Raw genomic sequence first — 20,252 nt, 5'->3', positions numbered from 1 at the left:
AGTTCAGCACCATCGGCTATCCAAATCGCTGATTGAACGCCCGCAGGTCCTGATAGAGCGCGCGATAGTGTTCAAAACGGTCGGTATAGAAATTGACGCGTTTAGGATCCGGCTCGAAGCTGCGCTCGAATTGGACGAGCCTGCGCACCGCATCCGGCAGCGATGGGAATGCTCCGCTCCCCACGCCCGCGATGATCGCAGCGCCAAGCGCGGCTGCAGCGGGAATGCTGGTGCGAGTCAGGGTTTTTCCCAGAACGTCGGCGCGGATCTGGCACCAGATATCGGAGCGCGCGCCGCCACCGCTAATGCGGATGCGTTCGGGGCTTATGCCCGCTGAACCTTCCAGCGCCTGGAACGCCCAGCGCACCGAGTGCGCCACCCCTTCCATCACCGCGAGCGTCAGTTGCTCGGGGCCGGAATTGGTATCGAGCCGCGCGAAAACGCCCCGGGATGAGGCGTCCCAAATGGGCGCGCGTTCCCCAGCGAGGTGCGGCAAGAAGATCGGTGTGGTCTCGGTGAGCGTCTCCGTCGAAGCGCGTTCGATCAAGTCTGCCGGCGAGCGGCCAAGAAGCGTTGCGAGCCAGGTCATCGACGCGCCACCCGATTGGGTTGGCGCGGCATGCATGCGGATACCCTCATAGGGCGGAAACAGGATTACGCCCGCCGTTGGGATAACCGTATCCGAGACGATACCGGGGATTTCGCTGGTCCCCGATTGATACATGGCATCGCCATTGGCAACGACACCGCAGCCGAACATGCCTGCCCAGGCATCCATGGCGCCAACCATAACGGGGGTGCCGGCAAAGGGGAGCCCGGCATCCATGCGCCCCACCTGATGATGAAACGGGTAAAGCGGTGGCAGTTTGGCCGCGGCTGAATCGACGAGGGCGAGGAGCGCATCGACATAGCGCCCAGCCGTATCGACCAGCCCCACGGCCGCGACCGCATCGCTCGCCACTTCACCGGTCAGCTTGAGTGCGATGAAATCCTTGGGCAACAGCACATGCCGCGTTGCGTCCCAATTCTGCGGCTCCGTCCGGGCGACGAAGGCCATGCGGGAGAGGGCGTGACTGGCGTCGATCGGCACCGGTCCGCCAAACCACGCGTTTTTTTGCTCAATGCTCACCTGTCGGTCGAGCTGCGCCGCGTCGTCCGCCGCCCGCGTGTCCTGCCAGGTGATACCGGGCCGCAGCGTCTCTCCCCGCGCATCGACAAAGACGTGGGAATTGACCTGCGAGGTCAGGCCGATGCCTATCAACCGCGACGGTTCTACCATTTCGGCGAAATGTCCAAGTGCGCCGAAAACGCCGCGGAGCCAATCTTCCGGCCTTTGCTCGGCCATGCCGGGGCTGGTACGAAAGGTGGAATGGGGATGCTCGAAGCTTGCCAATTGCTGACCCAATGCATCGATCAATGTGGCTTTGGTTGCCGTTGTCCCGATGTCGATCCCGATCAGGCAAAATTCCATGCCCGTTCTCCCCCGAATCCAGCTTGCCGTCCGGCAGGCGCCCCTTATAGTGCCTTGAAGCACAAGGATAACAACCGCCCGCTGCCCCGCTGGCGGAGATAGCAGGAGGGCTGTCTCGTGTCGCTCAATAAATCCACCCTGGCTTTAGCCGGTATTCTTCTCGCGACGACCGCTCTTGGCACAGGCGCTGCCTTTGCTCAGGCCAAGGTCGCCATCGTCACGCCCTATATGGCTCAGCCCGGCACCCAGTTTTACGTCGAAGCCTTCCAGGCCGTCGCCGACGAAAATGACTGGGACGTCAATGTGATCGATACGGCCGGCGATGTTGCCGCCGTCATCAGCCGTATGGAAGATCTCGTCGTCCAGAACGTCGATGCCATCGTCATCAATGTCGATCCGACCCAGGTGACCGCTGGTCTCCAGGCCGCCAAGGATGCCGGCATTCCCGTCTTCGGCATGGATGCCGGCGCCGATCCGCTGCTCGTCACCAATGTGACGTCCAATGGCTATGCCATGGCCGCCGAAACCTCGACCTATGTTGCCGATCGCATCAAGGGCGAAGGCAATGTCGTCATGTTCGTCTTCGAGGCTTTCCCGCCGGTGCAGGTCCGCGGCGTTGTCGCCGATGCGGTCTTCGGCAACTATCCCGATATCAAGGTGCTCGATCGCGTGACCCCGGACGTCGCCGATGGCGGCATTGCCGATAGCCGCGCCAAGATGGAAGCGATCCTCGCCGCCAATCCCGAGCCGGGCAGCATTAAGGCCGTCTGGGCGGCATGGGATCAGCCAGCTCTCGGCGCGCTGCAGGCCATCGAAGACGCCGGTCGTTCCGGCGAAGGCATCGTCATCACCGGCATCGACGCCAATCCCCAGGCCCGCGAAGCCATCGCCGCCGGCGGCAATTTCGAAGCCTCCGTCGCCCAGGATTTTTCCGGCATCGGCGCGACCACGGCTGATGCCGTTGCCCGCGTACTGGCTGGCGAAGAAATCCTGCAGTCGGTCACCTATGTGCCTACCAAGCTGATCACCAAGGCTAACGCCACCGAGTAATTGGTCACTTGTCCGAAACAGCTTTAGGGCAGGGGCCGGCTATGGCCCCTCCCATCCCGCTTCTCTCCGCCACATCCGTCACCAAGGCCTATGCCGGCGTTCCGGCCCTGTCCGGGGCCAGTCTCGTCGTTGCGCCAGGTGAAATTCACGCCCTTATGGGCGAAAATGGCGCTGGCAAATCGACGCTGATCAAAATCCTCGCCGGTGTCGTCGCTCCGGACACGGCCGATATCGCGATCGACGGCACGCCGGTCAGCATCGAGTCGACCAAGGCTGCATATCGCCTGGGCCTCCGTTTTATCCATCAGGAATTCAACGTCGTCCCAACCCTGTCTGTCGCCGAAAACATCTTCATGGGCCGCCGCTATCCGCGCCGCGCCGGCATTTTCGTCGATTGGGCGGAGTTGAACCGTCAGGCTCAGCGCGCGCTGGATCGTTTGGGCATCGACCATATCGACCCGCGTCAGAACCTTGGCACGCTCGGTCTTGGCGATCAGATGCTCGTCCGCATCTCCGCCGCGTTGCTCGACGATGCCAAACTCTACGTCATGGACGAGCCCACAGCCGCGCTCACCGCCGACGAGAGCCAACGCTTGTTCCGCGTCCTCCGCGAAATCCGCGCCTCCGGCAGCTCGGTTCTTTACGTCTCTCACCGCCTCGACGAGGTGATGATGCTTTGCGACAAAGCCACCGTGCTGCGCGACGGACGCTCGATCGATAGCGGCGCCCTGACCAACATCACCCACGACGATCTCGTCGCCCTGATGATCGGTAGAAAAGTCGAGGAAGCCTATCCCAAGGCCGTCGTCGCGCCGCGCGAGGCCACCGTCTTTTCAGCCACTAACCTCGTCAGCCCCGGCCTCAAACCCACCAGCTTCTCTCTCCGCGAAGGCGAAGTTCTGGGCATTGCCGGCCTCTCCGGTTCCGGCCAAAGCGAACTCATCCGCGCCATTTTCGGCGATGCCCGCATGACCGCGGGCACAATGTCCCTCGGCAACGCGCCCTATGCGCCGTTCTCCCCCGCTACTGCCTGGCAAAGCGGCGTGGCCTATGTCCCGCGCGAACGCCGCGCCGAAGGCCTCATCATGCGCCGGCCGATCTACGAGAACATCACGCTTGCGCACCTCAAGCGCCAGAGCAGCGCCGGTACCTGGCTGACCCCCAACCGCGAAAAGCGCTTTGCCGCCGACCTCGGCGCCAATATGCGCCTCAAAGCCGTCGGTCCGGGTCAGGACGTCATCGAACTGAGCGGCGGCAATCAGCAAAAGGTCGTCTTCGCCAAGGCGGTCGCGGGCGATCCGCGTTTGTTGCTGCTCGAAGAACCCACCCGCGGGGTCGATGTCGGCGCCAAATTCGACATCTATTCCATCATCCGCGAGCGCACCGCCAAGGGTTCTGGCGTCATCCTCGTCTCCTCCGATCTCCCCGAACTGATCGGCCTTTGCGATCGCATCGCCATCATGCGCGATGGCGCCATCACCACCATTGTCGACGCCGCAGGTCTGCGCGAAGACGATCTCGTCAATCTCTGTTATGGCCGGACCACCGGCATGGTTGCCTAAGAACATGGTCTTCATCCGCCGCTATGGCACCCTGATCGGCTTCGTCGCCATCCTCGTTTTCTTCTCCGTCATGCTCCCCGGCACGTTCCCGACGGCGCGCAACTGGCTCAACATCACCCAGCAGACCTCCATGCTGATGGTCGTCGCGGCCGGCATGACGGTCGTCATGGTCATGGGTGATTTCGATCTTTCGGTCGGCTCTGCCGCGAGCCTTGCAGGCATCGTCGCAGCCCTGATGATGGTCGCCGGTCAACCGATCTGGGCCGCCGTTTCGGTTTCGCTTTTGGTCGGCCTCCTCGGCGGCGCCTTCAATGGCGCCATGGTCAGCCTTGTCGGCATCCTCCCGTTCATCGCGACCCTGGCGACCATGACCATGTTTTCGGGCCTCGCCTTTGTTGTCAGCGGCGGCAAGACCATTTCGGGCCGCGCCATCCCCGAGGACTTTGGCAATTTCGCCCGCGCCGGCATTCCGCTCGGCGAATGGGGCGGCGTCGCCATCAGCCTCCCCAATCTCTCCATCATCGCTATCGTGGTAATCCTCGCGGTCTGGGTCCTTCTCGAGCAAACCACCTTCGGCCGCCGCCTCTACGCCATCGGCGGCAATATGGAAGCCGCTCATCTGAGCGGCATTGCCGTCAAGCGCCTCAGGCTCATCGCCTTCTCGTTGACTGGTCTTGCCGCCGCCGCTGGCGGTTTGATGTATGCGAGCCGCGTCGCCTCGGCCAATCCGGTCCAGGGCAGTGGCCTCATGCTCAATGCCATCGCCGCGGTCTTTCTCGGCACCACCATGAGCCGTCACGGCGAGCCCCGCATTCTCGCCACTGTCGTCGGGGTCATCGTGCTGGGCGTCCTCGACAATGGCCTCACCCAGATGAGCGTCGATAGCTATATCCGTCAGGTTCTTGTCGGCGCGCTCATTCTCGTCGCCGTCGGCGCCGGCTCAATCGGCCAAAAGCGCCGCTGAGATCGGTAGCCATTTGCCATTAAGCGAAACAACCCCGCCGAAGCGGGGTTGCTGGGGTTCAGTGCTCAGGGCTGGGGCGAGTGCACCATGCCATGGGGTTGTTCGGCGTTCGGCATATGCGTCAGGAGTTCGGTATTGGGCGCCAGCGGTTCTGTCCGCACGGCATCGCCGTAGAACACCGTGTGTAGCCCCCAATAGCTTCCCGCAATGATCACCATGGCAGCGAGGAGACCCGCAGGCACTGCGCCAATTGCCGGCATCAGCGTTTTGAGGCGTGGGCCCGATGGCGTCGGATCGGCAGCTATCAGGAACAGCGTGCTAATTATCAGGGCGTGACCGACGAGATCGATACGGCCGAAGGGATAGACCGCGGTGGTGAAAATCACCAGCAGCGCCACGGCCGACAGTCGGCGAATCAACGGCGTCCAAAGAAGGCCAAAACCCATGGTGAATTCAGCGACGCCCGCCATGGGAATGAACGTGTCCCGCGGCATGCCGAAGGTCAGGTAGGGCCGTTCTTCGACAAGCGGATAGAACCATTCGGCATAGGCGAACTTTTCAAGGCTCGACCACATCAGCGCAATGGCGACACCCCAGCGAAGCACGGCAAATCGGTGCTTATACCACTTGCTCTCCGGAGCGCTGGCAAGCGCCAGATATCCGGCGACGCCGACGCCAAGCGCCAGATAGTCGAGCAGGTGGAAGAAGTCATAGTCGCGCAGCGCAATGACCCAGAGCCCGATAATGCCCGCCGCAGCCAGCGGCATGGTCCGGCGCGAGAATACCAGCAGCGCGATCAGCAATTGCAGCCACGAGACCCACTCATTGGGCGTTTGCAGGTCTGGCGTCAGATAAACCCCGCCAACGGCAAAGATCGCGACGAAGAAGGCACCGATAATGGCCCGCATGAAATCGTCCGACCGGGTCCAGAGCGGCGCGCTCGCCCAGTCAAGTCCGCTGCTGACCGCGCTGCCAAACTTGCCTTTTGCAATGACGACCGTTGCCGCGAAGAAGGCAAGGACCAGCACAATACCGAGCCAGAACCAGCCATTGGCCAGCGTGCTGGTGATCGGGGCAGGCGCAGCGCCCACCACGTAGGGTGCAAACCATTTGACATGGGCATAAGCGGGCGTTGCGGCGCCGAACCCCGCGAGAAGAACGCCGAGCGGTAGGCCCAGGGAAAGCCGGCGTCCAGCCCCCCTGCGCAGTGTGGCGACGGTTCCTTGGTGCACTATCACTTGCGACTCCATCAGTTCTGCAACGACTGCAGCTGAGGTCGGCATAAACGTGCATCGCCCATGCATCCTTGATCTCGATCAAACGGCTCGGGAAATGGGCGCGGCATAGTCGGGCTAGCAACGAGGCCCAGGAGTCTGAGAAAATGGACGTGATGAAGTGGGGTGCGGCAGGAATTCTGGCGGTCGCTTTTGTCGGTGCGCTGTTCGTGCGCGATCAGCCTGCGGAGGCTGCGGCTCAACTCCCTCTGCCGCCCATTTGCGGCGATGCCAGTGCCGACCATGGTGGCGCTTCGATGCAGGAGCACATCGACATGATGGCAGCCAATGCCGATCCTGCCCATGCGGCGCTGCTCCAGACCATGGAGCCGATGCATTCGGATATGATGCGTGGCATGACGCCGACCGATTTTCAGACCGCCTTCGTGTGCAGCATGATCCCGCACCATCAGGGCGCGGTCGCGATGGCAAGGGTCGCCCAGCAATATGCCAATGATCCCTGGATCAAGATGTTTGCTCAGGAAATCATCACTACGCAGCAGGTGGAAATCCGCCAGATGCAAGCCTGGCTGGCGCGCTTGCCGGCTCAATAGGAAAGGCGAAGGCGACACCTCCTCAAAGTCGCTGTGCGACTAGGCGGCCCATTGCTGAGCGGCCATTTCGGACAGTGCCTCGAACACTGCTGGGCTCCGCTCGAGCCGCGCGACCGTTCGCGCGCCCTCGAGCGAGGCCACCAGCGCGGCTGCCGCAGACCTTGCCTTCCCGCCACTCAGCCCGCACCCCTCGAAATGCCGCCTTATGATCTCGGTCGAGGTCGCAAAGCCTTGGGCCACCCGTTGTGTGAGGTCGGCATCGAGGGCCGGCAGTTCATTAGCAAGGTTCTGCATCAGGCATCCATATCGGAAGTCGGAGGCCTTCATGTCGGCGGCGAACGACCCAATCAGCCTTTGCGTAAAGCCCAGCGCATCGCCTGTTGTCTCCGCCGACACTGCCTGAATAACGGCAATGCGCTGCGCGACATAGCGATCGATCGCCTCTTCTGCCAACTGCACCTTCCCCTTGGGAAAATGAAAATAGAACGAACCCTTGGGCGCCCCGCTTTCCTCAAGGATTTGGGTGAGGCCGGTGGCCGTATAGCCCTGAAGACGAAACAGGCGAATAGCTGCAGCGATGGCATTTTCACGGGCGTCGGTTTTGCGGGTCATACGGTGTCCTACCACAAGAGCCTTGACCATACTATACCAACCGCCATAGTATGGTGATCGCCATAGTTGTTTGGCTCACGCAACTCGACGCGTTTACCGCCTATGAGAGAGGTGCCGATCAAATGGTTTTCACAGATATTCAGGGCGCGCTGCCGGCGGCAATTCGCTCGCGAATGATCCCAGCGGTAAATGGCCTCGATCTTCATATTCTTGAAGCCGGGCATAAGGAGACCGGACGCCCGCTGGCGCTGCTTCTCCATGGGTTTCCGGATCTCGCCTATGGTTGGCGCCATGTGATGCCGCTCCTAGCAGAGGCCGGCTACCACGTCGTTGCGCCCGATCAGCGCGGCTATGGTCAAACCACGGGATGGTCGGCCGATTATGATGCGCCTCTCGCGCCCTTTGGCATTCTCAACATGGTGCGCGATACACTCGCCCTGGTTGCGGCCTTGGGCTATTCCCACACGTCCATGCTGGTCGGACACGATTTCGGCTCGCCCATCGCGGCCTATTGCGCCATCGCCCGCCCCGATGTGTTTCCTTCAGTCGTCCTGATGAGCGCGCCCTTTCCCGGCGTGCCGGCCTTTCCCTTCGACACCGCCGACAAAGCCCCGCAGCCCCAGCCAGCACAGTCCCCGGTGCATCAATTGGCGGCCGGCCTTGCCGCGCTCGATCCACCGCGAGAGCTTTATCAGCACTATTTCGCATCGCGCAGCGCCAGTGATGATCCGCAAAATGCACCAGAGGGCCTCCGCCAGTTTTTCAGGACCTTCTTTCACGTCAAAAGCGCCGATTGGGCCGGCAATGCGCCGCATCCGCTCAGCCCCGCAAGTCCTGAAGCATTCGCCGCACTGCCCACCTATTATGTGATGGAAAAGGGGAAGACGATGCCCGAGAACGTCGCTCCATTCCGTCCTTCAGACGCAGAGGTTGCCGCCGCCCACTGGCTCACCGAGCCTGAGCTCGATGTCTATGTCGAGGCATTCTCGCGCACCGGCTTCCAAGGCGCGATGCAAGGCTACCGTGTGCTGTCCGACCCCGCACTCGGCGCCGAGCTGCGTCTCTTTTCCGGCCGGACGCTCGATGTGCCATCGCTCTTTATTGGCGGCGACAAGGATTGGGCACCCTACATTTCGCCCGGTGCGCTGGACCTAATGCAAACTACATCAACGACGCAACTGAGGGATGTCGCGTTCGTTGAAGGTGCGGGGCACTGGATCCAGCAGGAACAGCCCGCACAACTCGCTCGCCTACTGGTCGATTTCGCGGCCAAAGTTGGAGACGGTGGCCCGAAATCCGAAAAACGCTAGGCTGCATCGCTCTCGTTTTGCGGAAACATCGCCTTGCGCGAAGTTGCATCGAGGTCGGATTTGAATGTGTGAGCCGCTTTCAGCTCCAGCGCCTTTTGCACCGCGGGACGCGACGCCATTTCCGTCATGAACCTTTGGACATTGGGATAGGCCGAGAGCCCTGCATCGCCAAAGATGAAGCCTGCCGAAGCGGCCCATCCCCAAAGAGCCATGTCAGCGATCGAATAGGTCTCCCCCGCTAGATACTGGGCGCTGCCAAGGCGGTCGTCGAGCACCTCATAGTGCCGCGCCACTTCCTTGGTATACCGGTTGACGGCGTAGGGCAGGTGCTCGGGAGCGTAATGCATGAAATGGATGGCCTGGCCGGAGAAGGGCGAAAGCCCAGTTGCGACCAGCTCGAGCCATGAGAGCATGGCGGCATAGTCGCGCCGGTCTGTCGGCACGAAAGCGCCGTGCTTGTCGGCCAGATAGAGCAGAATGGCGTGAGAGTCGAAGACGATCGTGTCGCCGTCCACAATCGCCGGCACCTTGCCATTGGCGTTGATCGCCCGAAAGCCAGGGAGGTGCTGCTCGCCCTTGAAGATGTCCACCGGTTTGACCGAAAAGGGGAGGGCGAGTTCGTGCAGCAACACCGCAACCTTCATCGAATTCGGCGTCGCGTGAAAATAGAAATCGAGCATTGATGTCTCCTGTCTAGCCGCGGTTTCGGGCTCATCTGCGGCCGAAGATGCCCCCGCGTCGCCTGACCCGGAAATCGATACGAAGATTTGCAGCTATCGCTGAGATCGATAGCTGCCCCTGCATTTGATCTCAGTAAGCCATCGATTTGATCGATAGCTCCAATCGCCGAGCCGCGTTTCAAGCCTGGCGGAGCGTGTCCTAGATCATGGGCATCATGATCGAAAGGACCGCATGATGATCTCCTGCACTTTGCTCGCCGGCGTTGCAAGCGCCGCTCTTCTCTCTCTGGCAGTGCCCACCACGGCTGCCGATATCGGCTTCGCCTCGGACCGCTCCTATCCCGAGAGCCTCACCTTTTCGGCCGAACAGGACGTATTCCTGCTCGGCTCCGTCACTCAAGGGCTGGTCGCCAAACTCGACCGGACCGGCGCCTACACGCCGTTTATCGCCGACGACAAGCTGGTCTCGACCGTGGGGCTACTGGTCGATGATCAGACTGATACGCTCTGGGTGACCAATTCCGATCCCGGAGCCGGGGCACGCACCAGCATAGCTACCCAAGGGAAACTCGCTTGCGTCGCGACATATGACGCCAAATCCGGCACGCCAAAGGACTATTACGATCTCGGCGCGCTCAGCCAAGGCACGCATTTTGCCAACGATATCGCGCTCGATGCTGCGGGCAATGCCTATGTGACCGACAGCTTCGCGCCGATCATTTACAAGATCGACACATCGGGGAAGGCGTCGATCTTTGCGCAAGACCCACAGTTCTGGTCCGAAGACGGCTTCAATCTCAACGGCATTGCCGTGCATGAAGACGGCTATCTAATCGTCGGCAAATACAACAGCGGCGAACTGTTCCGGGTGAGCCTCTCCGATCCAACGGACATTTCGAGTGTGGCCTTGCCCGAGCCACTGCTTGGCGCAGACGGTATTCATCTCCTCGATGGAGAACACCTGCTTGTCGTCCAGAACCTGGGGTCTGATCGGACAGTCGAACTGACCTCCACCGATGGCTGGAAATCTACGACCATCACGCGCAGCGAAAAGAGTGAACTCTCGATGCCGACCGCGGCGGTCGAGGCCGGAAATGGGGTCTACGTCCTCAATTCGCGCCTCGACACCCTCTTCGACCCGAAGGCCGAAAAGGTGGGCGACTACCTGCTTCAGCAGTTCTGAGCCTTACGTCAGGGCCAAAGCCCGGCCCTTGCCGTCGAGAGAATTTGCTGGCGTAGCCAGACATGGGCAGCATCCGCGTTCATTCGCGGATGCCAAAACATCGTCATTTCGAATGGCGCCAAATCGAGCGGGGTCTCGATGATCTCGAGCATGGACTCAAACCGCTGCAGAAACCGCCGGGGCAGGGTGCAGATCAGATCGGTGCTGGCCAGCATCAGCGGTGCCAATGCGTAACTTTGCACAGAGACGCTGACCCGCCTTGCCCGACCAAGCTCTGTCAGCGCCTGATCGATCATCCCTGAAAAGTGCCCACCGCTGGTGGAGATGAGCAGATGATCGAGAGCGCAGAATTCATCGAGCGTCATCGGCCCCGGATTTCGCGGATGGCCATGCCGATAGGCGGTCACGAATGCCTCTTCGAACAGTTTGCGCGCCATCAGGCCAGGCGCCGCGTCTTCGTTGACCCCGATGAAGACGTCCACCTCTCCCTGTTCCAAGTCTTCGGCAATCCGGGCCTTGTTGGGTACAGTAAAGGCAATCCGCGCGTCAGGCGCCGCGCTTCGAATTAGCGGGATAAGGTCGGGCGCCAGGATCGAAACCGGGTTATCGGTTGCGGCCACGCGAAAGATGCGCCTGCTGACGCTGGGATCAAAGACCCGCGCGGTGCCGATGAAATCGCTGAGCTGTTCCAGAAGGCTCGCCAGGTCGGGCGCCAAGGCCAATGCATGGGGCGATGCGACCATGCCCCGGCCTGAATTTGATGGAATAAAGAGCGGATCGCCGAGCAATTGCCTGAGACGCGTCAGCCGTGCCGACAGCGCCGACTGAGTAATGTTAAGCCGTGCCGCAGCATGCGTGACGTTTCGATCCCGAAGCATGGCATCGAAGGTCAGCAACAGGCCGATATCAAAGTCCGCGAGCAGATGGTTCAAGCTCTTATCCTCCGCTCCTGCGGTGTGCGGCCAGACATACCATCTCTCAACGCCGCGGTGCTTTGAAATTGCGCACTGCGACCAGCGCTTCAGGGGAATGGCTCCGGGCGATGCGCATCGCCGTCGACCGCATTTGCGATCATACTAATTCCATGAAATAGTACTAATCCGACCGCTGGGGTGGTGGCTCCCTGATCCAATGACCGAGTGCACTCGCCGATCTCATCGCGACGCACCACCGCTGATCTACTCAGCAAAAGGCCCGGCATCGCAAGATACCGGGCCTTTCATATCTTTGGTTCTAGATCAATGGCCGTAGGGATCGAGCCCATTGGCCTGGAACAGGGCGATGATGTAGCCGAACGCGAAGGCAAATGCCGTCTCGAAGGGTGCCTCGCCATCGATCTCCGGCATGTGGTCCGGCATGATCATGCAGTCGACGCCGCTCTCGTGATAGGCCTTAAAGCTCTGGGCCATGTTCATGTCGCCATCGTCCGGGAAAACCTCGGTGAAGGAATAGCGGCCGCCCTTGATATTGCGGAAATGGACGTTGAAAATCTTGCCGCGGCTGCCGAACCAGCGGATCACTTCGTCGATTTCAGCGCGCGGATTTTCCATGCTTTCCGCGATCGTGCCCTGGCAGAAATTGAGCCCATGATAGGGGCTTTCCGCAATCTGCACGAAGCGCTTGAGGCCTTCGGCATTGCCCAGCACGCGCTGTTCGACGCCGCGATAGCCCGGCGGGGTCAGCGGATCGTGCGGGTGGCAGGCGAGGCGGACCTTGGCGGCTTCCGCCACCGGCACGACGCGTTTGAGGAAATAGGTAATCCGCTCCCAGAACTGCTCGGCGCTGACTTTTCCGGCTTCGGTCAGCTCATCGCTATTGGTCAGTTGCTCATGCCGGAAGGTCGGGACGATAGCGCCGCCGCGGCCGCGCTCGGATGGCGTGCGCGGAATGCCCAGGAGGTTGAAATTGTATTTGGTCGCGTGGACACCAAGCGCCGCCAGATTTTGAATGATGGTGCACATGCCATCGATCTCGCGGTCGCGCTCGGGCGAGTTACCCAGCACGACGCCCGGCGATTGGTGGGTCCCGATACCCGAAGACGGCATCGGCAACTGCACCATATCGAGCACGAGCCCGTGCTTGTCGAGCCGCTCGATATGGCGCGCGATGACATCACGCGTCCATTCATAGGGATTGCCCGGCGGGTCGATGCAGACGTGCTTAAGGCCCAGTTGGCCCAGTTGCCGGAGGTAGCCGTCGCCGAGACGCTCCACGTCTTTGCCGCTAAGCTGGGTTCCTACATACATCGATGATCCAGAGTTGTGTGAACTTTGAAAAAGTTGTATGAAATATTTGCCGGTGCTACAAGTTGAATTCGGGCCACCTTCTCTAGGCTGAGGGGCTCGAAGACATCACATTCTGGGTGGGTTGATGATGCGGCAGGGTGCGGCGCGGCTGACGGATACGGTCAAGGGTGGGCTGATCAGCCTCATCGCGTCCGAAAACTTGCAGCCAGGCGACAAACTGCCGACAGCCGAACAGCTGTGCTTGAAGTTTGGTGTCAGCCGGACCGTTGTGCGTGAAGCCACTGCTAGCTTGCAGGCAGAGGGCCGGCTCGTCTCGAAGCGCGGTTCGGGCGTCTATGTCAGCGAAGCGCCGTCGCCGGCTCCCGGCTCGCTCGTGATGCGATCACCCAACGATATTGCCGATGTGATCGAGTTCATGGAATTGCGCATGAGCGTCGAAATCGAAGCAGCCGGCCTTGCTGCTGAGCGGCGCAACGAAACCGATCTCCTGCGGATCGAACAGGCCATGACGAGCTTTTCTCGGCATATCGAGGACAAGGCTATGGCGAGCGACGCCGATCGGGCGCTGCACCGCTCGATTGCCCAGGCGACCGGCAATCCGAAATTCGTCGAGTTCGTCGATCAGCTCGGCGAGCGCCTGATCCCGCGCAAAGCCCTTGGCGCTGCCTTTGCCGATAGCGACGAGCAGATCAGTTTTCTCAAGAAAATCCAGGAAGAACACCGGGCCATCGCCGATGCTATCGCTGATCGCCAGCCGCAACTGGCGCGCGATAGCATGCGTATCCATCTCGATAATGGCCGCCGGCGCTATCGCAATTGGAACCTTGAACACCAGACGGGTGAACCGCGATGACCGCTGCAACTGGCCCCGTTGACTTCGTCATCCGTGAGCGCTTCGGGGTAGGCGAAAGCGCAACCTGGAACGCCGCAACCGCCGAGCTTTTCTGGTGCGACATCCCCGCCGGCAAGATCCACGCTCTTCATATTGAAAGCGGCGCAAGGCGGGAGTGGTCCTTGGGCGACGAGGTTGCCAGCTTTGGCCTCGCCACAGGCGGGGGGGTCGTCGTCGCCCTATCAAAGAGCGTCATCCTCTTCGACCCCGAGACCGGCACCCGCGAGGTTTTGGCGTCGATCGATCTGCCGCCCCAAGTCAGCCGCCTCAACGATGGCAAGGTTGGCCCCGATGGCGCCTTTTACGTCGGCAGCATGGATCGCTCGCCTCAGCCGAAGGGCGCACTTTACCGCGTCGATGCCGCCGGTCGCGTCACCCTCCTTACCGAAGGCTTTTCTACCTCCAATGGTCTGGCTTGGACCAAGGACGGGAAAACCATGTGCCACTCGGATTCGCAGGGCGAGATGTTCATCGATCGCTGGGACTTCGATCCGTCCTCCGGCGCCATTTCCAACAAGCGCCGCTTGCGCGAACACGATCTCGCTAACGGGCGCGCCGATGGCGGCGCCTTCGATATCACCGATATCTATTGGTCAGCCGCGCCCTCCTGCAGCCGCATCAATCGCATCGATCTCGATGGCAATCTGCTCGACTGGGTCGATCTGCCCATCGCCAAGCCGACCATGCCCTGCTTTGGCGGACCGGACCTGCGCACCGTCTTCGTCACAAGCCTTGATTCCGGCCTCGCCGCACCCGGCCATGACGGCATCGTCAGCTTTCGCGTCGCCACGCCCGGCCTGCCGCCTTATATTTTCGGCAGCTAGTTAAACCCATCAAAACAAAAAGGCCGGTCGCGAGACCGGCCCTTCGTCATTCTGTCCCAGCCTCAGCTGACCGGGAACTGCGTTGCTTGCCCCGCGACAATATACCAAGTCACGAAGAGCGAGTTGATCAGCGCGCCCGGCAGATAGCTACCGGTCCTCCGATAGGTGAACGTCGAGAGGAACGCGATGATGGCCATCAGCGGCAGGAACTGGATGGCGACAACGGTATTGAGCGGCTCGTTGAGGCTCAGGAGGTGTCCGTTGATCAACAACCAGCCATATTGAACGACGAGAAACACGAGGAACCCCATCGCCAGTGCGCCGATATTGCTCAGATACTGCTTGGCCCGGCTGTCGCCCGTCACCGTCAGGCCGGTGTGGAGGCCACGCAGGGCCAGCACGAAGAACAGCGTAAACGGCACGAGATAGACGAGCGCGATCTTGGCCTGCAAGAGGCTCATTGGCTTCAACGCAACGACCCAGAACCGGAAGTCGATCTTGAAGAGGAAATCGGCTGCGATGACGAAGAGATAGCCGATCCCGACTGTCGCCAGCGCAATCAGGATCGAGCCGAGCACATTGCCCCGCGCCGAAACCTTTTCGCCCCGCAACACGAAGCCGATCAGGAAGACGATGACGCCATTGAGCACCGCCCAGAAAGCGATCTGGCTGGTGATCGTCTGCGGAAACAGCGCCGAACCCGGCAGAAGCTGGCCGCCCCAATAAAGGAACAGATAATAGGTCAGCACCGGAATGAAGGCGCTGAGCGCAAACCCGATCCACCACTTGGCCGTGCGGCTGCGATGCGCCGTTGCCACCGGCGCCTGGCGCAGATGGGCGAAGGTCGCAGTCGACAGCAGCATTTCAAATGTGCCGGCGAGCAAGATGATGAAGCCGACAAAGGCGATCAGCGTGCCGATTTCCTTCCAGAGCCAGATCTGGTCCGAGGAGGGAATGGGCTTGGCGCCTTCAAGCGTCTGGGCAAACCAGTCGATCGAATAGCCGATGGCTTCGGGCGAGATATGATCGCCCGGATGGGTCGTGTTCGGGGTCTGCAGCATGCGCGCGGTGCCGGCGGCAATGTCGCCATAGACATTGCCCGGAACCACCGCATCGGTCGTGCCGAATACGGCCTGCAGTTTCGGGCTCGTCACGACGTCCTGCGCCCGATCGACGTTCCACATCAGCGGCGAGAATTCGTCGAATTTCGAGAATACGACAGCAAGGTTGCGCGGCCAGGTGGTCGAGCCTTCCTGCGCAAAGGGCGCGCCGGTGCTGGAGCCTTCGAGAACCACCGCTTTATAATCGTTCGGCATGGCCGCAGCCGCTGCCAGCACCGTCCAACCACCCATGGAGTGGCCTTCAAGGCCGATATTGTTGGTGTCGACAATGTCGAGACTGCGGAGATACGCGAGACCGGCAGGACCGCCAAAGCCATTGGCAAAGGCGGGCGCATCGGAATAGCCGTGTCCCGATTGATCGAGCGCCAACACGACATAGCCGCGGCGCGCATATTCGATGGCAAAGCCCGATTGGGTTTCGCGGCTATTGATGTAGCCATGGACCGCCAGAATGCCGGGTGCCTTGTTTTCCGCGGTCACGCCGGGCGGCACATACAGGAGACCGCTCAGAACCTGACCATTGGCGCCGTTGAAGCGTATATCGCGAATACTGATGCCGCCGGAGGTCTGGATAAAGTGCGCGAGAAGCGCACCGATAAGGATGACCACCCATCCCAGGTGGAACAGGCGAGATTGCTTTTTCATTTCAAAATTGCTCCCCAGCCAGCCGCTGCTTGGGCACAGTCATTCGGCCAGCCACTGGAATCGGTTATAGACCCAATCGAAAGAAAAGCGAACGAAAACGAAAGGCGTCACAGGTTAAGCGAAGAACCTGTTGGCGCTGCTTATCCGAGTGATTGCACTCGCTCGATGACGTTCCGTGCGACCTGGGCCGGCGTCAGTGTGGTCCCGTCGATCGTAAAAATCCCCAGCCGCCGATAAGTCGCCGCATCCTCGATCGCCTCGACGATGCCTGGCGCATGTTCGCCGCGCTTTTCAAGGCGGCGCTGGCGCTCGTCATCCGCGCAGTCCAGCAAAGTCCACGTCGCTTCGGGCCAATCAACCATCTCGTCCGGCGTTTGGACGCCGAATAACACCACCCGATCCGGCCCCACGCTTTCCACCATGGTGCGCACGAGCGCTGCATAAGTGGTCCAAGTGCTGGGTGTCGACGGAATATCAGCGCCGGCGAGTAAGCCCGCTGGTTTCATCAGCGCATCCCAGTCCAAGACAACCCACTGTGGTAGCTGGCTCGCAACCAAGGCAATGACGGTTGATTTCCCCGGACCCGGCGCTCCAAGGACAATATGCATGATGCGGCCTAAGCTCCGCGTCTCGCGTCAGCAAAAACGCCAAACGCGCGCAACAGGGCCCATGCCTGGCTCATGAAGCCGAAAAAACCGACCGTCCCGATCAGCACCCAAACAAGACTTTGGCCGAGGACGCCGTCCATTCCGGGGCTGCCCCATGTCCCGGCAAAGGCCGAGAGCCCGCCAAAGCCGCTCGCCAGGCCGAATGCCACGAAAAATGCCGTCACCGGTCCAGCAAGAACCACGGCCGCAAAAACAAAGACCATCGCCAACCTTGCCAGAGACGCCGTCTTGCCCCGAAAGGCCAATCCACAGGCCAAAAGACCGCAAACCGCACCAAAGCCGACGACCACCTCCTGGCTCGCATTGACGCCGAGACGATCGAGAACGAAAGCCGCAATCACGGCGACGCCGATCAGCCCCATGGTTGTGAGAATAAGTTTGCCCTTGTGCAGGTCGTTGCCCCTTGATGTGCCACGCAATTCTCGCATTTGTGCAGGGCTTTGGCCGCGGGCGCAAGTTCGCCGTCCCGGCCGAAGCCGGAACGATGAGCTGCAACCGTCCGTCCTAGGCCTTGAAGCCGGCAAGCTGCGCATGCAACATCGGATAAAGCTCCTCGGCCTTCATGTTCAGCATGGATTTTAAGCCCCGGGTGTCGTCGTCGGCCAAAACTTCGAGTGCGCCATTGGCAACGCCGTCATAGCCCTGCGACACGACGCTTGCCGCGCTGACCTTGGGCACATCCCAACGCGCGGACATGGCCGTGTCGATCATGCCGACCAATAGGCCAATCACCTGCGTCTTCTGGTCCTGCAACTGGAAGCGCAGACCGTTGGTCGCTGACCACATGGCGGCCTTCGAAACGGAATAGCCGGTGCCAAGCCCGATCCAGGATGCGGCCGATAGTACGTTCAAAATGGTGCCGCCGCCATGCGTCGCGAGCACAGGCGCAAAAGCGTTGGCGACGCGCAGATTGCCGAACAGATTGGTTTCGAGAATGCGCCGGAGGCTTTCTTCGGGACCCGCCAGCGAGTCGTTTTCCGGCGCGATGGCAGCATTGTTGACGAGAAGATCGACGTCGGCAGCAACCGTCGCAGCGTCGGTCACGGCCTGCGGATCGTTTATGTCGAGCGCGAAAGGCTGGATACGTGCATCTTCCCAGTTTCGCGGTTTCCGTGCGGCGGCATAGACTTTTCGCGCACCGCGTTCCAGCGCCTGCAGAACGAACTGCTCGCCTAAACCGCCATTGGCGCCCGTTACAAACACCGTGCGACCATCAAGTGACTTTTCCATGTGAGCTCTCTATATGAAGTGGGGACGATCCCCGAAAATTAAATGGGGACACTACCCACTTAAGCAAGGTGGTGTGGCGTTATTTTTAAGAGGCTGACTTGGCGAGCACGGAAAAGGCCCGGAAACCCCGCGCCGATGCGCTCAAAAACCGCGATGCGATTCTGGCGGCGGCGCGACAGACATTCGAGGCGGAGGGTGTCATGGCCCCGCTCGACGGCATCGCCGCGCTGGCCGGCGTAGGCAATGCCACGCTCTATCGCAATTTTCCGACGCGCGACGATCTGCTCGTCGAGATCATTCAATCGAGTTTCGAGACGGCGTTGGCAGAGGGCAGGGTGCTTTCCGAAACGCTACCGCCCGGTCAAGCACTCAGCGCGTGGCTCGTCAGCCTCGCCTGGCAATTGCGCATCTGGCACGATCTGCCCTATTGCCTCGCCTCCGCCCATGCCGAGCCCGGCGGCTCGCTCAGTGCGTCGAACCAGCCGCTGATCGACGAAACGGATCGCCTGCTTCAACTCGCCTTGGCGGCCGGACAAGCTGCGGAAAATGTCACGGCTGACGAGATCTATGAACTGATCCTAGCGCTCTCCTGGGCCATCGACCGTTACGGCGACAATGCCGAAACCGCGCGCCGCCGCGTCCTCATCGCCATCGCGGGCATTTGCGGAAAGCAGTCTTGACGCGGCTCTCTTTCGGCGCCGCGCCTGCCTGTGCTAATCGGAGGTACAACACCCCGAAGCGCGAACCCATTCCCGATGTCCAAGCTCGGCAAATTGCCGCCGCTCAATGCCCTGGTCGTTTTCGAAGCCGCCTCGCGGCTTGGCAGCTTTTCCCGGGCCGGTCTTGAGCTTGGTCTGACCCAGAGCGCCGTCAGCCGCCAGATCGGCAAGCTCGAAGCTTTTATCGGCTCAAAGCTTTTTGCCCGTGCCGTCCACGGCGTCCGTCTGACCCCGGTCGGCGAGGCCTATGCGGCCGACATTTCGCGGGTATTGGGTGAAGTTGCCGCCGTCACCGATGGCGTGCGTACCTGGACGGGCGCTCGCCAGATCACCGTCGCCTGTTCGCGCGGCATTGCCGATCAGTGGTTCATGCCGCGCCTCACGCGACTGCAGCACGATATTCCCGGGCTCGAACTGCGCCTCAAAGTCACCGACGACATCATGCACCTGCGGCTCGACGAGTTCGATCTCGCCGTCTTTTACCGCAGTGAAAAGCCGCTTGGGGTCAACACGATCGTCCTCGGCCGCGAAGAAATCGTCCCCGTCGCAGCGCCTGGCTTTCTCCCGCTGATGGATGTGCCCGATCCCGTCATCATCGGCATCGAGGAAACCCTGCGCGAATGGCAGGATTGGCCACATTGGTGGCGCAGCGCCGGCCTCACCGCGCCCACGGATCAACGCCGCTGGCTCCTTGGCGATTATGGCCTCTGCGTCGCCGCCGCCATGCAGGGTGGGGGATATGTGCTTGGCTGGACCTGGCTCATCCGTGAGCAGCTAGAAGCCGGCACGCTCGTGCCCATGCATGAGCACACGATGAAATCGGAAGGGCGCTTCTATCTCATGCGCCCCGCCGATCGGCATCAACGTCGCATCACCCGCGAAGTCGCCGATTGGCTCATCGCCAATAACGTCAATAACGAGGCTTAAGCTGCGACCTCGGTCGGCGGCAGCGTCTCGTCATTGGCCGGCGCCTGAATGGTCGCGGGCTTCGCGCTTTTCCGGCGCTGATGGCGGCTGTGGAGATAGCCGACGACGGTGAAAATCAGCCAGGCGACCTGGGTCAAAAGCGAGCCAAGGTTGAAATTCCAGATCAGCGAGTATATCAGGGCCACGCCCCCGAGGACGTTGAGCGCCGCATAGCGGCCGTCATCGATCGAGAGCACGCGCATCTGGATCAACGCATAGCCTGCCAGGTAGGCTACTGCGCCAACGAGCCCTACGGCAGTCGCAAGCTCCATCTCAAATGC

21 protein-coding genes are annotated in these 20,252 nt (G+C 61.2%); 10 read left to right on the top strand and 11 right to left on the bottom strand.

The window, feature by feature from the left end:
• Positions 1-16 precede the first annotated feature (16 nt).
• Positions 17-1,471 (bottom strand): FGGY-family carbohydrate kinase, encoded by a 1,455-nt coding sequence (locus tag ASE94_RS06595; protein ID WP_061911833.1) that lies wholly within the window; start codon positions 1,469-1,471, stop codon positions 17-19.
• A gap of 117 nt (positions 1,472-1,588) precedes the next feature.
• On the opposite strand from ASE94_RS06595, the gene ASE94_RS06590 reads away from it, so the two are divergent.
• The 3 genes from ASE94_RS06590 to ASE94_RS06580 are packed head-to-tail and all read left to right on the top strand — an operon-like array spanning position 1,589 to position 5,047.
• Positions 1,589-2,521, top strand: a complete 933-nt coding sequence (locus tag ASE94_RS06590; protein ID WP_061911834.1) for a substrate-binding domain-containing protein — start codon at positions 1,589-1,591, stop codon at positions 2,519-2,521.
• Between the two features lie 41 nt (positions 2,522-2,562).
• Positions 2,563-4,083, top strand: a complete 1,521-nt coding sequence (locus tag ASE94_RS06585; protein WP_062629702.1) for a sugar ABC transporter ATP-binding protein — start codon at positions 2,563-2,565, stop codon at positions 4,081-4,083.
• On the top strand, positions 4,076-5,047 hold the full coding sequence (locus tag ASE94_RS06580) for an ABC transporter permease (protein WP_200913601.1): 972 nt from the start codon (positions 4,076-4,078) through the stop codon (positions 5,045-5,047). The genes ASE94_RS06585 and ASE94_RS06580 overlap by 8 nt, the downstream gene beginning before the upstream one ends.
• 65 nt (positions 5,048-5,112) lie before the next feature.
• Here the strand turns inward: ASE94_RS06580 and ASE94_RS06575 are convergent, their stop codons facing one another.
• On the bottom strand, positions 5,113-6,285 hold the full coding sequence (locus tag ASE94_RS06575; protein ID WP_244483990.1) for a hypothetical protein: 1,173 nt from the start codon (positions 6,283-6,285) through the stop codon (positions 5,113-5,115).
• 143 nt (positions 6,286-6,428) lie between these two features.
• Here ASE94_RS06575 and ASE94_RS06570 point away from each other — a divergent pair, with 143 nt between their 5' ends.
• Positions 6,429-6,875, top strand: a complete 447-nt coding sequence (locus tag ASE94_RS06570) for a DUF305 domain-containing protein (protein WP_061911837.1) — start codon at positions 6,429-6,431, stop codon at positions 6,873-6,875.
• Between the two features lie 39 nt (positions 6,876-6,914).
• On the opposite strand, the gene ASE94_RS06565 is transcribed toward ASE94_RS06570, so the two are convergent.
• A complete protein-coding gene (locus ASE94_RS06565) occupies positions 6,915-7,487 on the bottom strand; it encodes a TetR/AcrR family transcriptional regulator (RefSeq protein ID WP_061911838.1) in 573 nt (190 codons plus the stop codon).
• Positions 7,488-7,609: 122 nt separating this feature from the next.
• Here ASE94_RS06565 and ASE94_RS06560 point away from each other — a divergent pair, with 122 nt between their 5' ends.
• Positions 7,610-8,797 carry an alpha/beta hydrolase gene (locus tag ASE94_RS06560; RefSeq protein WP_244483989.1) on the top strand — a complete coding sequence of 396 codons (1,188 nt, stop codon included), beginning with the start codon at positions 7,610-7,612 and terminating at the stop codon, positions 8,795-8,797.
• Here the strand turns inward: ASE94_RS06560 and ASE94_RS06555 are convergent.
• Positions 8,794-9,477, bottom strand: coding sequence for a glutathione S-transferase N-terminal domain-containing protein (locus tag ASE94_RS06555; protein WP_061911839.1), 684 nt, complete (start codon positions 9,475-9,477; stop codon positions 8,794-8,796). The genes ASE94_RS06560 and ASE94_RS06555 overlap by 4 nt on opposite strands.
• A 232-nt stretch (positions 9,478-9,709) precedes the next feature.
• On the opposite strand from ASE94_RS06555, the gene ASE94_RS06550 reads away from it, so the two are divergent.
• Positions 9,710-10,660: a hypothetical protein gene (locus ASE94_RS06550; protein ID WP_062629701.1), complete on the top strand. Its 951-nt coding sequence runs from the start codon at positions 9,710-9,712 to the stop codon at positions 10,658-10,660.
• Positions 10,661-10,668: 8 nt separating this feature from the next.
• Here the strand turns inward: ASE94_RS06550 and ASE94_RS06545 are convergent, their stop codons facing one another.
• Positions 10,669-11,592, bottom strand: coding sequence for a LysR family transcriptional regulator (locus ASE94_RS06545; protein WP_061911841.1), 924 nt, complete (start codon positions 11,590-11,592; stop codon positions 10,669-10,671).
• A gap of 306 nt (positions 11,593-11,898) precedes the next feature.
• Positions 11,899-12,906 (bottom strand): mannonate dehydratase, encoded by a 1,008-nt coding sequence (locus tag ASE94_RS06540; protein WP_061911842.1) that lies wholly within the window; start codon positions 12,904-12,906, stop codon positions 11,899-11,901.
• Between the two features lie 124 nt (positions 12,907-13,030).
• Here ASE94_RS06540 and ASE94_RS06535 point away from each other — a divergent pair, with 124 nt between their 5' ends.
• Both ASE94_RS06535 and ASE94_RS06530 read left to right on the top strand, forming a co-directional pair.
• Positions 13,031-13,759, top strand: coding sequence for a FadR/GntR family transcriptional regulator (locus ASE94_RS06535; RefSeq protein ID WP_061911843.1), 729 nt, complete (start codon positions 13,031-13,033; stop codon positions 13,757-13,759).
• Positions 13,756-14,622, top strand: coding sequence for an SMP-30/gluconolactonase/LRE family protein (locus tag ASE94_RS06530; protein ID WP_062629700.1), 867 nt, complete (start codon positions 13,756-13,758; stop codon positions 14,620-14,622). The genes ASE94_RS06535 and ASE94_RS06530 overlap by 4 nt, the downstream gene beginning before the upstream one ends.
• Before the next feature lie 62 nt (positions 14,623-14,684).
• On the opposite strand, the gene ASE94_RS06525 is transcribed toward ASE94_RS06530, so the two are convergent.
• The 4 genes from ASE94_RS06525 to ASE94_RS06510 all read right to left on the bottom strand — a co-directional run bounded on the left by ASE94_RS06525 (position 14,685) and on the right by ASE94_RS06510 (position 18,286).
• Positions 14,685-16,388 carry an alpha/beta fold hydrolase gene (locus tag ASE94_RS06525; RefSeq protein WP_062629699.1) on the bottom strand — a complete coding sequence of 568 codons (1,704 nt, stop codon included), beginning with the start codon at positions 16,386-16,388 and terminating at the stop codon, positions 14,685-14,687.
• Between the two features lie 140 nt (positions 16,389-16,528).
• The gene (locus ASE94_RS06520; protein ID WP_062629698.1) at positions 16,529-16,996 is read right to left on the bottom strand and encodes an AAA family ATPase; all 468 of its coding nucleotides are present in this window, start codon (positions 16,994-16,996) and stop codon (positions 16,529-16,531) included.
• 8 nt (positions 16,997-17,004) lie between these two features.
• Positions 17,005-17,484, bottom strand: a complete 480-nt coding sequence (locus ASE94_RS06515; protein ID WP_156351937.1) for a hypothetical protein — start codon at positions 17,482-17,484, stop codon at positions 17,005-17,007.
• A 76-nt stretch (positions 17,485-17,560) separates the two neighbouring features.
• Positions 17,561-18,286, bottom strand: a complete 726-nt coding sequence (locus tag ASE94_RS06510; RefSeq protein WP_061911848.1) for an SDR family oxidoreductase — start codon at positions 18,284-18,286, stop codon at positions 17,561-17,563.
• 98 nt (positions 18,287-18,384) lie between these two features.
• Here ASE94_RS06510 and ASE94_RS06505 point away from each other — a divergent pair, with 98 nt between their 5' ends.
• Together ASE94_RS06505 and ASE94_RS06500 are read left to right on the top strand one after the other, a co-directional pair.
• Positions 18,385-18,966: a TetR/AcrR family transcriptional regulator gene (locus ASE94_RS06505; protein ID WP_061911849.1), complete on the top strand. Its 582-nt coding sequence runs from the start codon at positions 18,385-18,387 to the stop codon at positions 18,964-18,966.
• A 75-nt stretch (positions 18,967-19,041) separates the two neighbouring features.
• Positions 19,042-19,932, top strand: coding sequence for a LysR substrate-binding domain-containing protein (locus tag ASE94_RS06500; protein ID WP_061911850.1), 891 nt, complete (start codon positions 19,042-19,044; stop codon positions 19,930-19,932).
• Here ASE94_RS06500 and ASE94_RS06495 read toward each other — a convergent pair.
• Entirely contained in the window at positions 19,929-20,243 is a 315-nt protein-coding gene (locus ASE94_RS06495; protein WP_061911940.1) for a hypothetical protein, read from the bottom strand. The two genes, ASE94_RS06500 and ASE94_RS06495, sit on opposite strands and share 4 nt — an antisense overlap.
• Between the last annotated feature and the right edge of the window lie 9 nt (positions 20,244-20,252).

It is taken from the genome of Devosia sp. Leaf64, assembly GCF_001421945.1.
Taxonomy (GTDB): domain Bacteria; phylum Pseudomonadota; class Alphaproteobacteria; order Rhizobiales; family Devosiaceae; genus Devosia.
This window is presented reverse-complemented; position numbering and strand designations above follow the sequence as displayed.

What these genes read in the sequence shown, in the direction of transcription:
- ASE94_RS06595 (WP_061911833.1), bottom strand. Translation starts at nt 1,471, where the DNA reads ATGGAATTTTGCCTGATCGGGATCGACATCGGGACAACGGCAACCAAA.
- ASE94_RS06585 (WP_062629702.1), top strand. Translation starts at nt 2,563, where the DNA reads ATGGCCCCTCCCATCCCGCTTCTCTCCGCCACATCCGTCACCAAGGCC.
- ASE94_RS06570 (WP_061911837.1), top strand. Translation starts at nt 6,429, where the DNA reads ATGGACGTGATGAAGTGGGGTGCGGCAGGAATTCTGGCGGTCGCTTTT.
- ASE94_RS06565 (WP_061911838.1), bottom strand. Translation starts at nt 7,487, where the DNA reads ATGACCCGCAAAACCGACGCCCGTGAAAATGCCATCGCTGCAGCTATT.
- ASE94_RS06560 (WP_244483989.1), top strand. Translation starts at nt 7,610, where the DNA reads ATGGTTTTCACAGATATTCAGGGCGCGCTGCCGGCGGCAATTCGCTCG.
- ASE94_RS06555 (WP_061911839.1), bottom strand. Translation starts at nt 9,477, where the DNA reads ATGCTCGATTTCTATTTTCACGCGACGCCGAATTCGATGAAGGTTGCG.
- ASE94_RS06550 (WP_062629701.1), top strand. Translation starts at nt 9,710, where the DNA reads ATGATGATCTCCTGCACTTTGCTCGCCGGCGTTGCAAGCGCCGCTCTT.
- ASE94_RS06540 (WP_061911842.1), bottom strand. Translation starts at nt 12,906, where the DNA reads ATGTATGTAGGAACCCAGCTTAGCGGCAAAGACGTGGAGCGTCTCGGC.
- ASE94_RS06535 (WP_061911843.1), top strand. Translation starts at nt 13,031, where the DNA reads ATGATGCGGCAGGGTGCGGCGCGGCTGACGGATACGGTCAAGGGTGGG.
- ASE94_RS06530 (WP_062629700.1), top strand. Translation starts at nt 13,756, where the DNA reads ATGACCGCTGCAACTGGCCCCGTTGACTTCGTCATCCGTGAGCGCTTC.
- ASE94_RS06525 (WP_062629699.1), bottom strand. Translation starts at nt 16,388, where the DNA reads ATGAAAAAGCAATCTCGCCTGTTCCACCTGGGATGGGTGGTCATCCTT.
- ASE94_RS06520 (WP_062629698.1), bottom strand. Translation starts at nt 16,996, where the DNA reads ATGCATATTGTCCTTGGAGCGCCGGGTCCGGGGAAATCAACCGTCATT.
- ASE94_RS06515 (WP_156351937.1), bottom strand. Translation starts at nt 17,484, where the DNA reads ATGCGAGAATTGCGTGGCACATCAAGGGGCAACGACCTGCACAAGGGC.
- ASE94_RS06510 (WP_061911848.1), bottom strand. Translation starts at nt 18,286, where the DNA reads ATGGAAAAGTCACTTGATGGTCGCACGGTGTTTGTAACGGGCGCCAAT.
- ASE94_RS06500 (WP_061911850.1), top strand. Translation starts at nt 19,042, where the DNA reads ATGTCCAAGCTCGGCAAATTGCCGCCGCTCAATGCCCTGGTCGTTTTC.
- ASE94_RS06495 (WP_061911940.1), bottom strand. Translation starts at nt 20,243, where the DNA reads ATGGAGCTTGCGACTGCCGTAGGGCTCGTTGGCGCAGTAGCCTACCTG.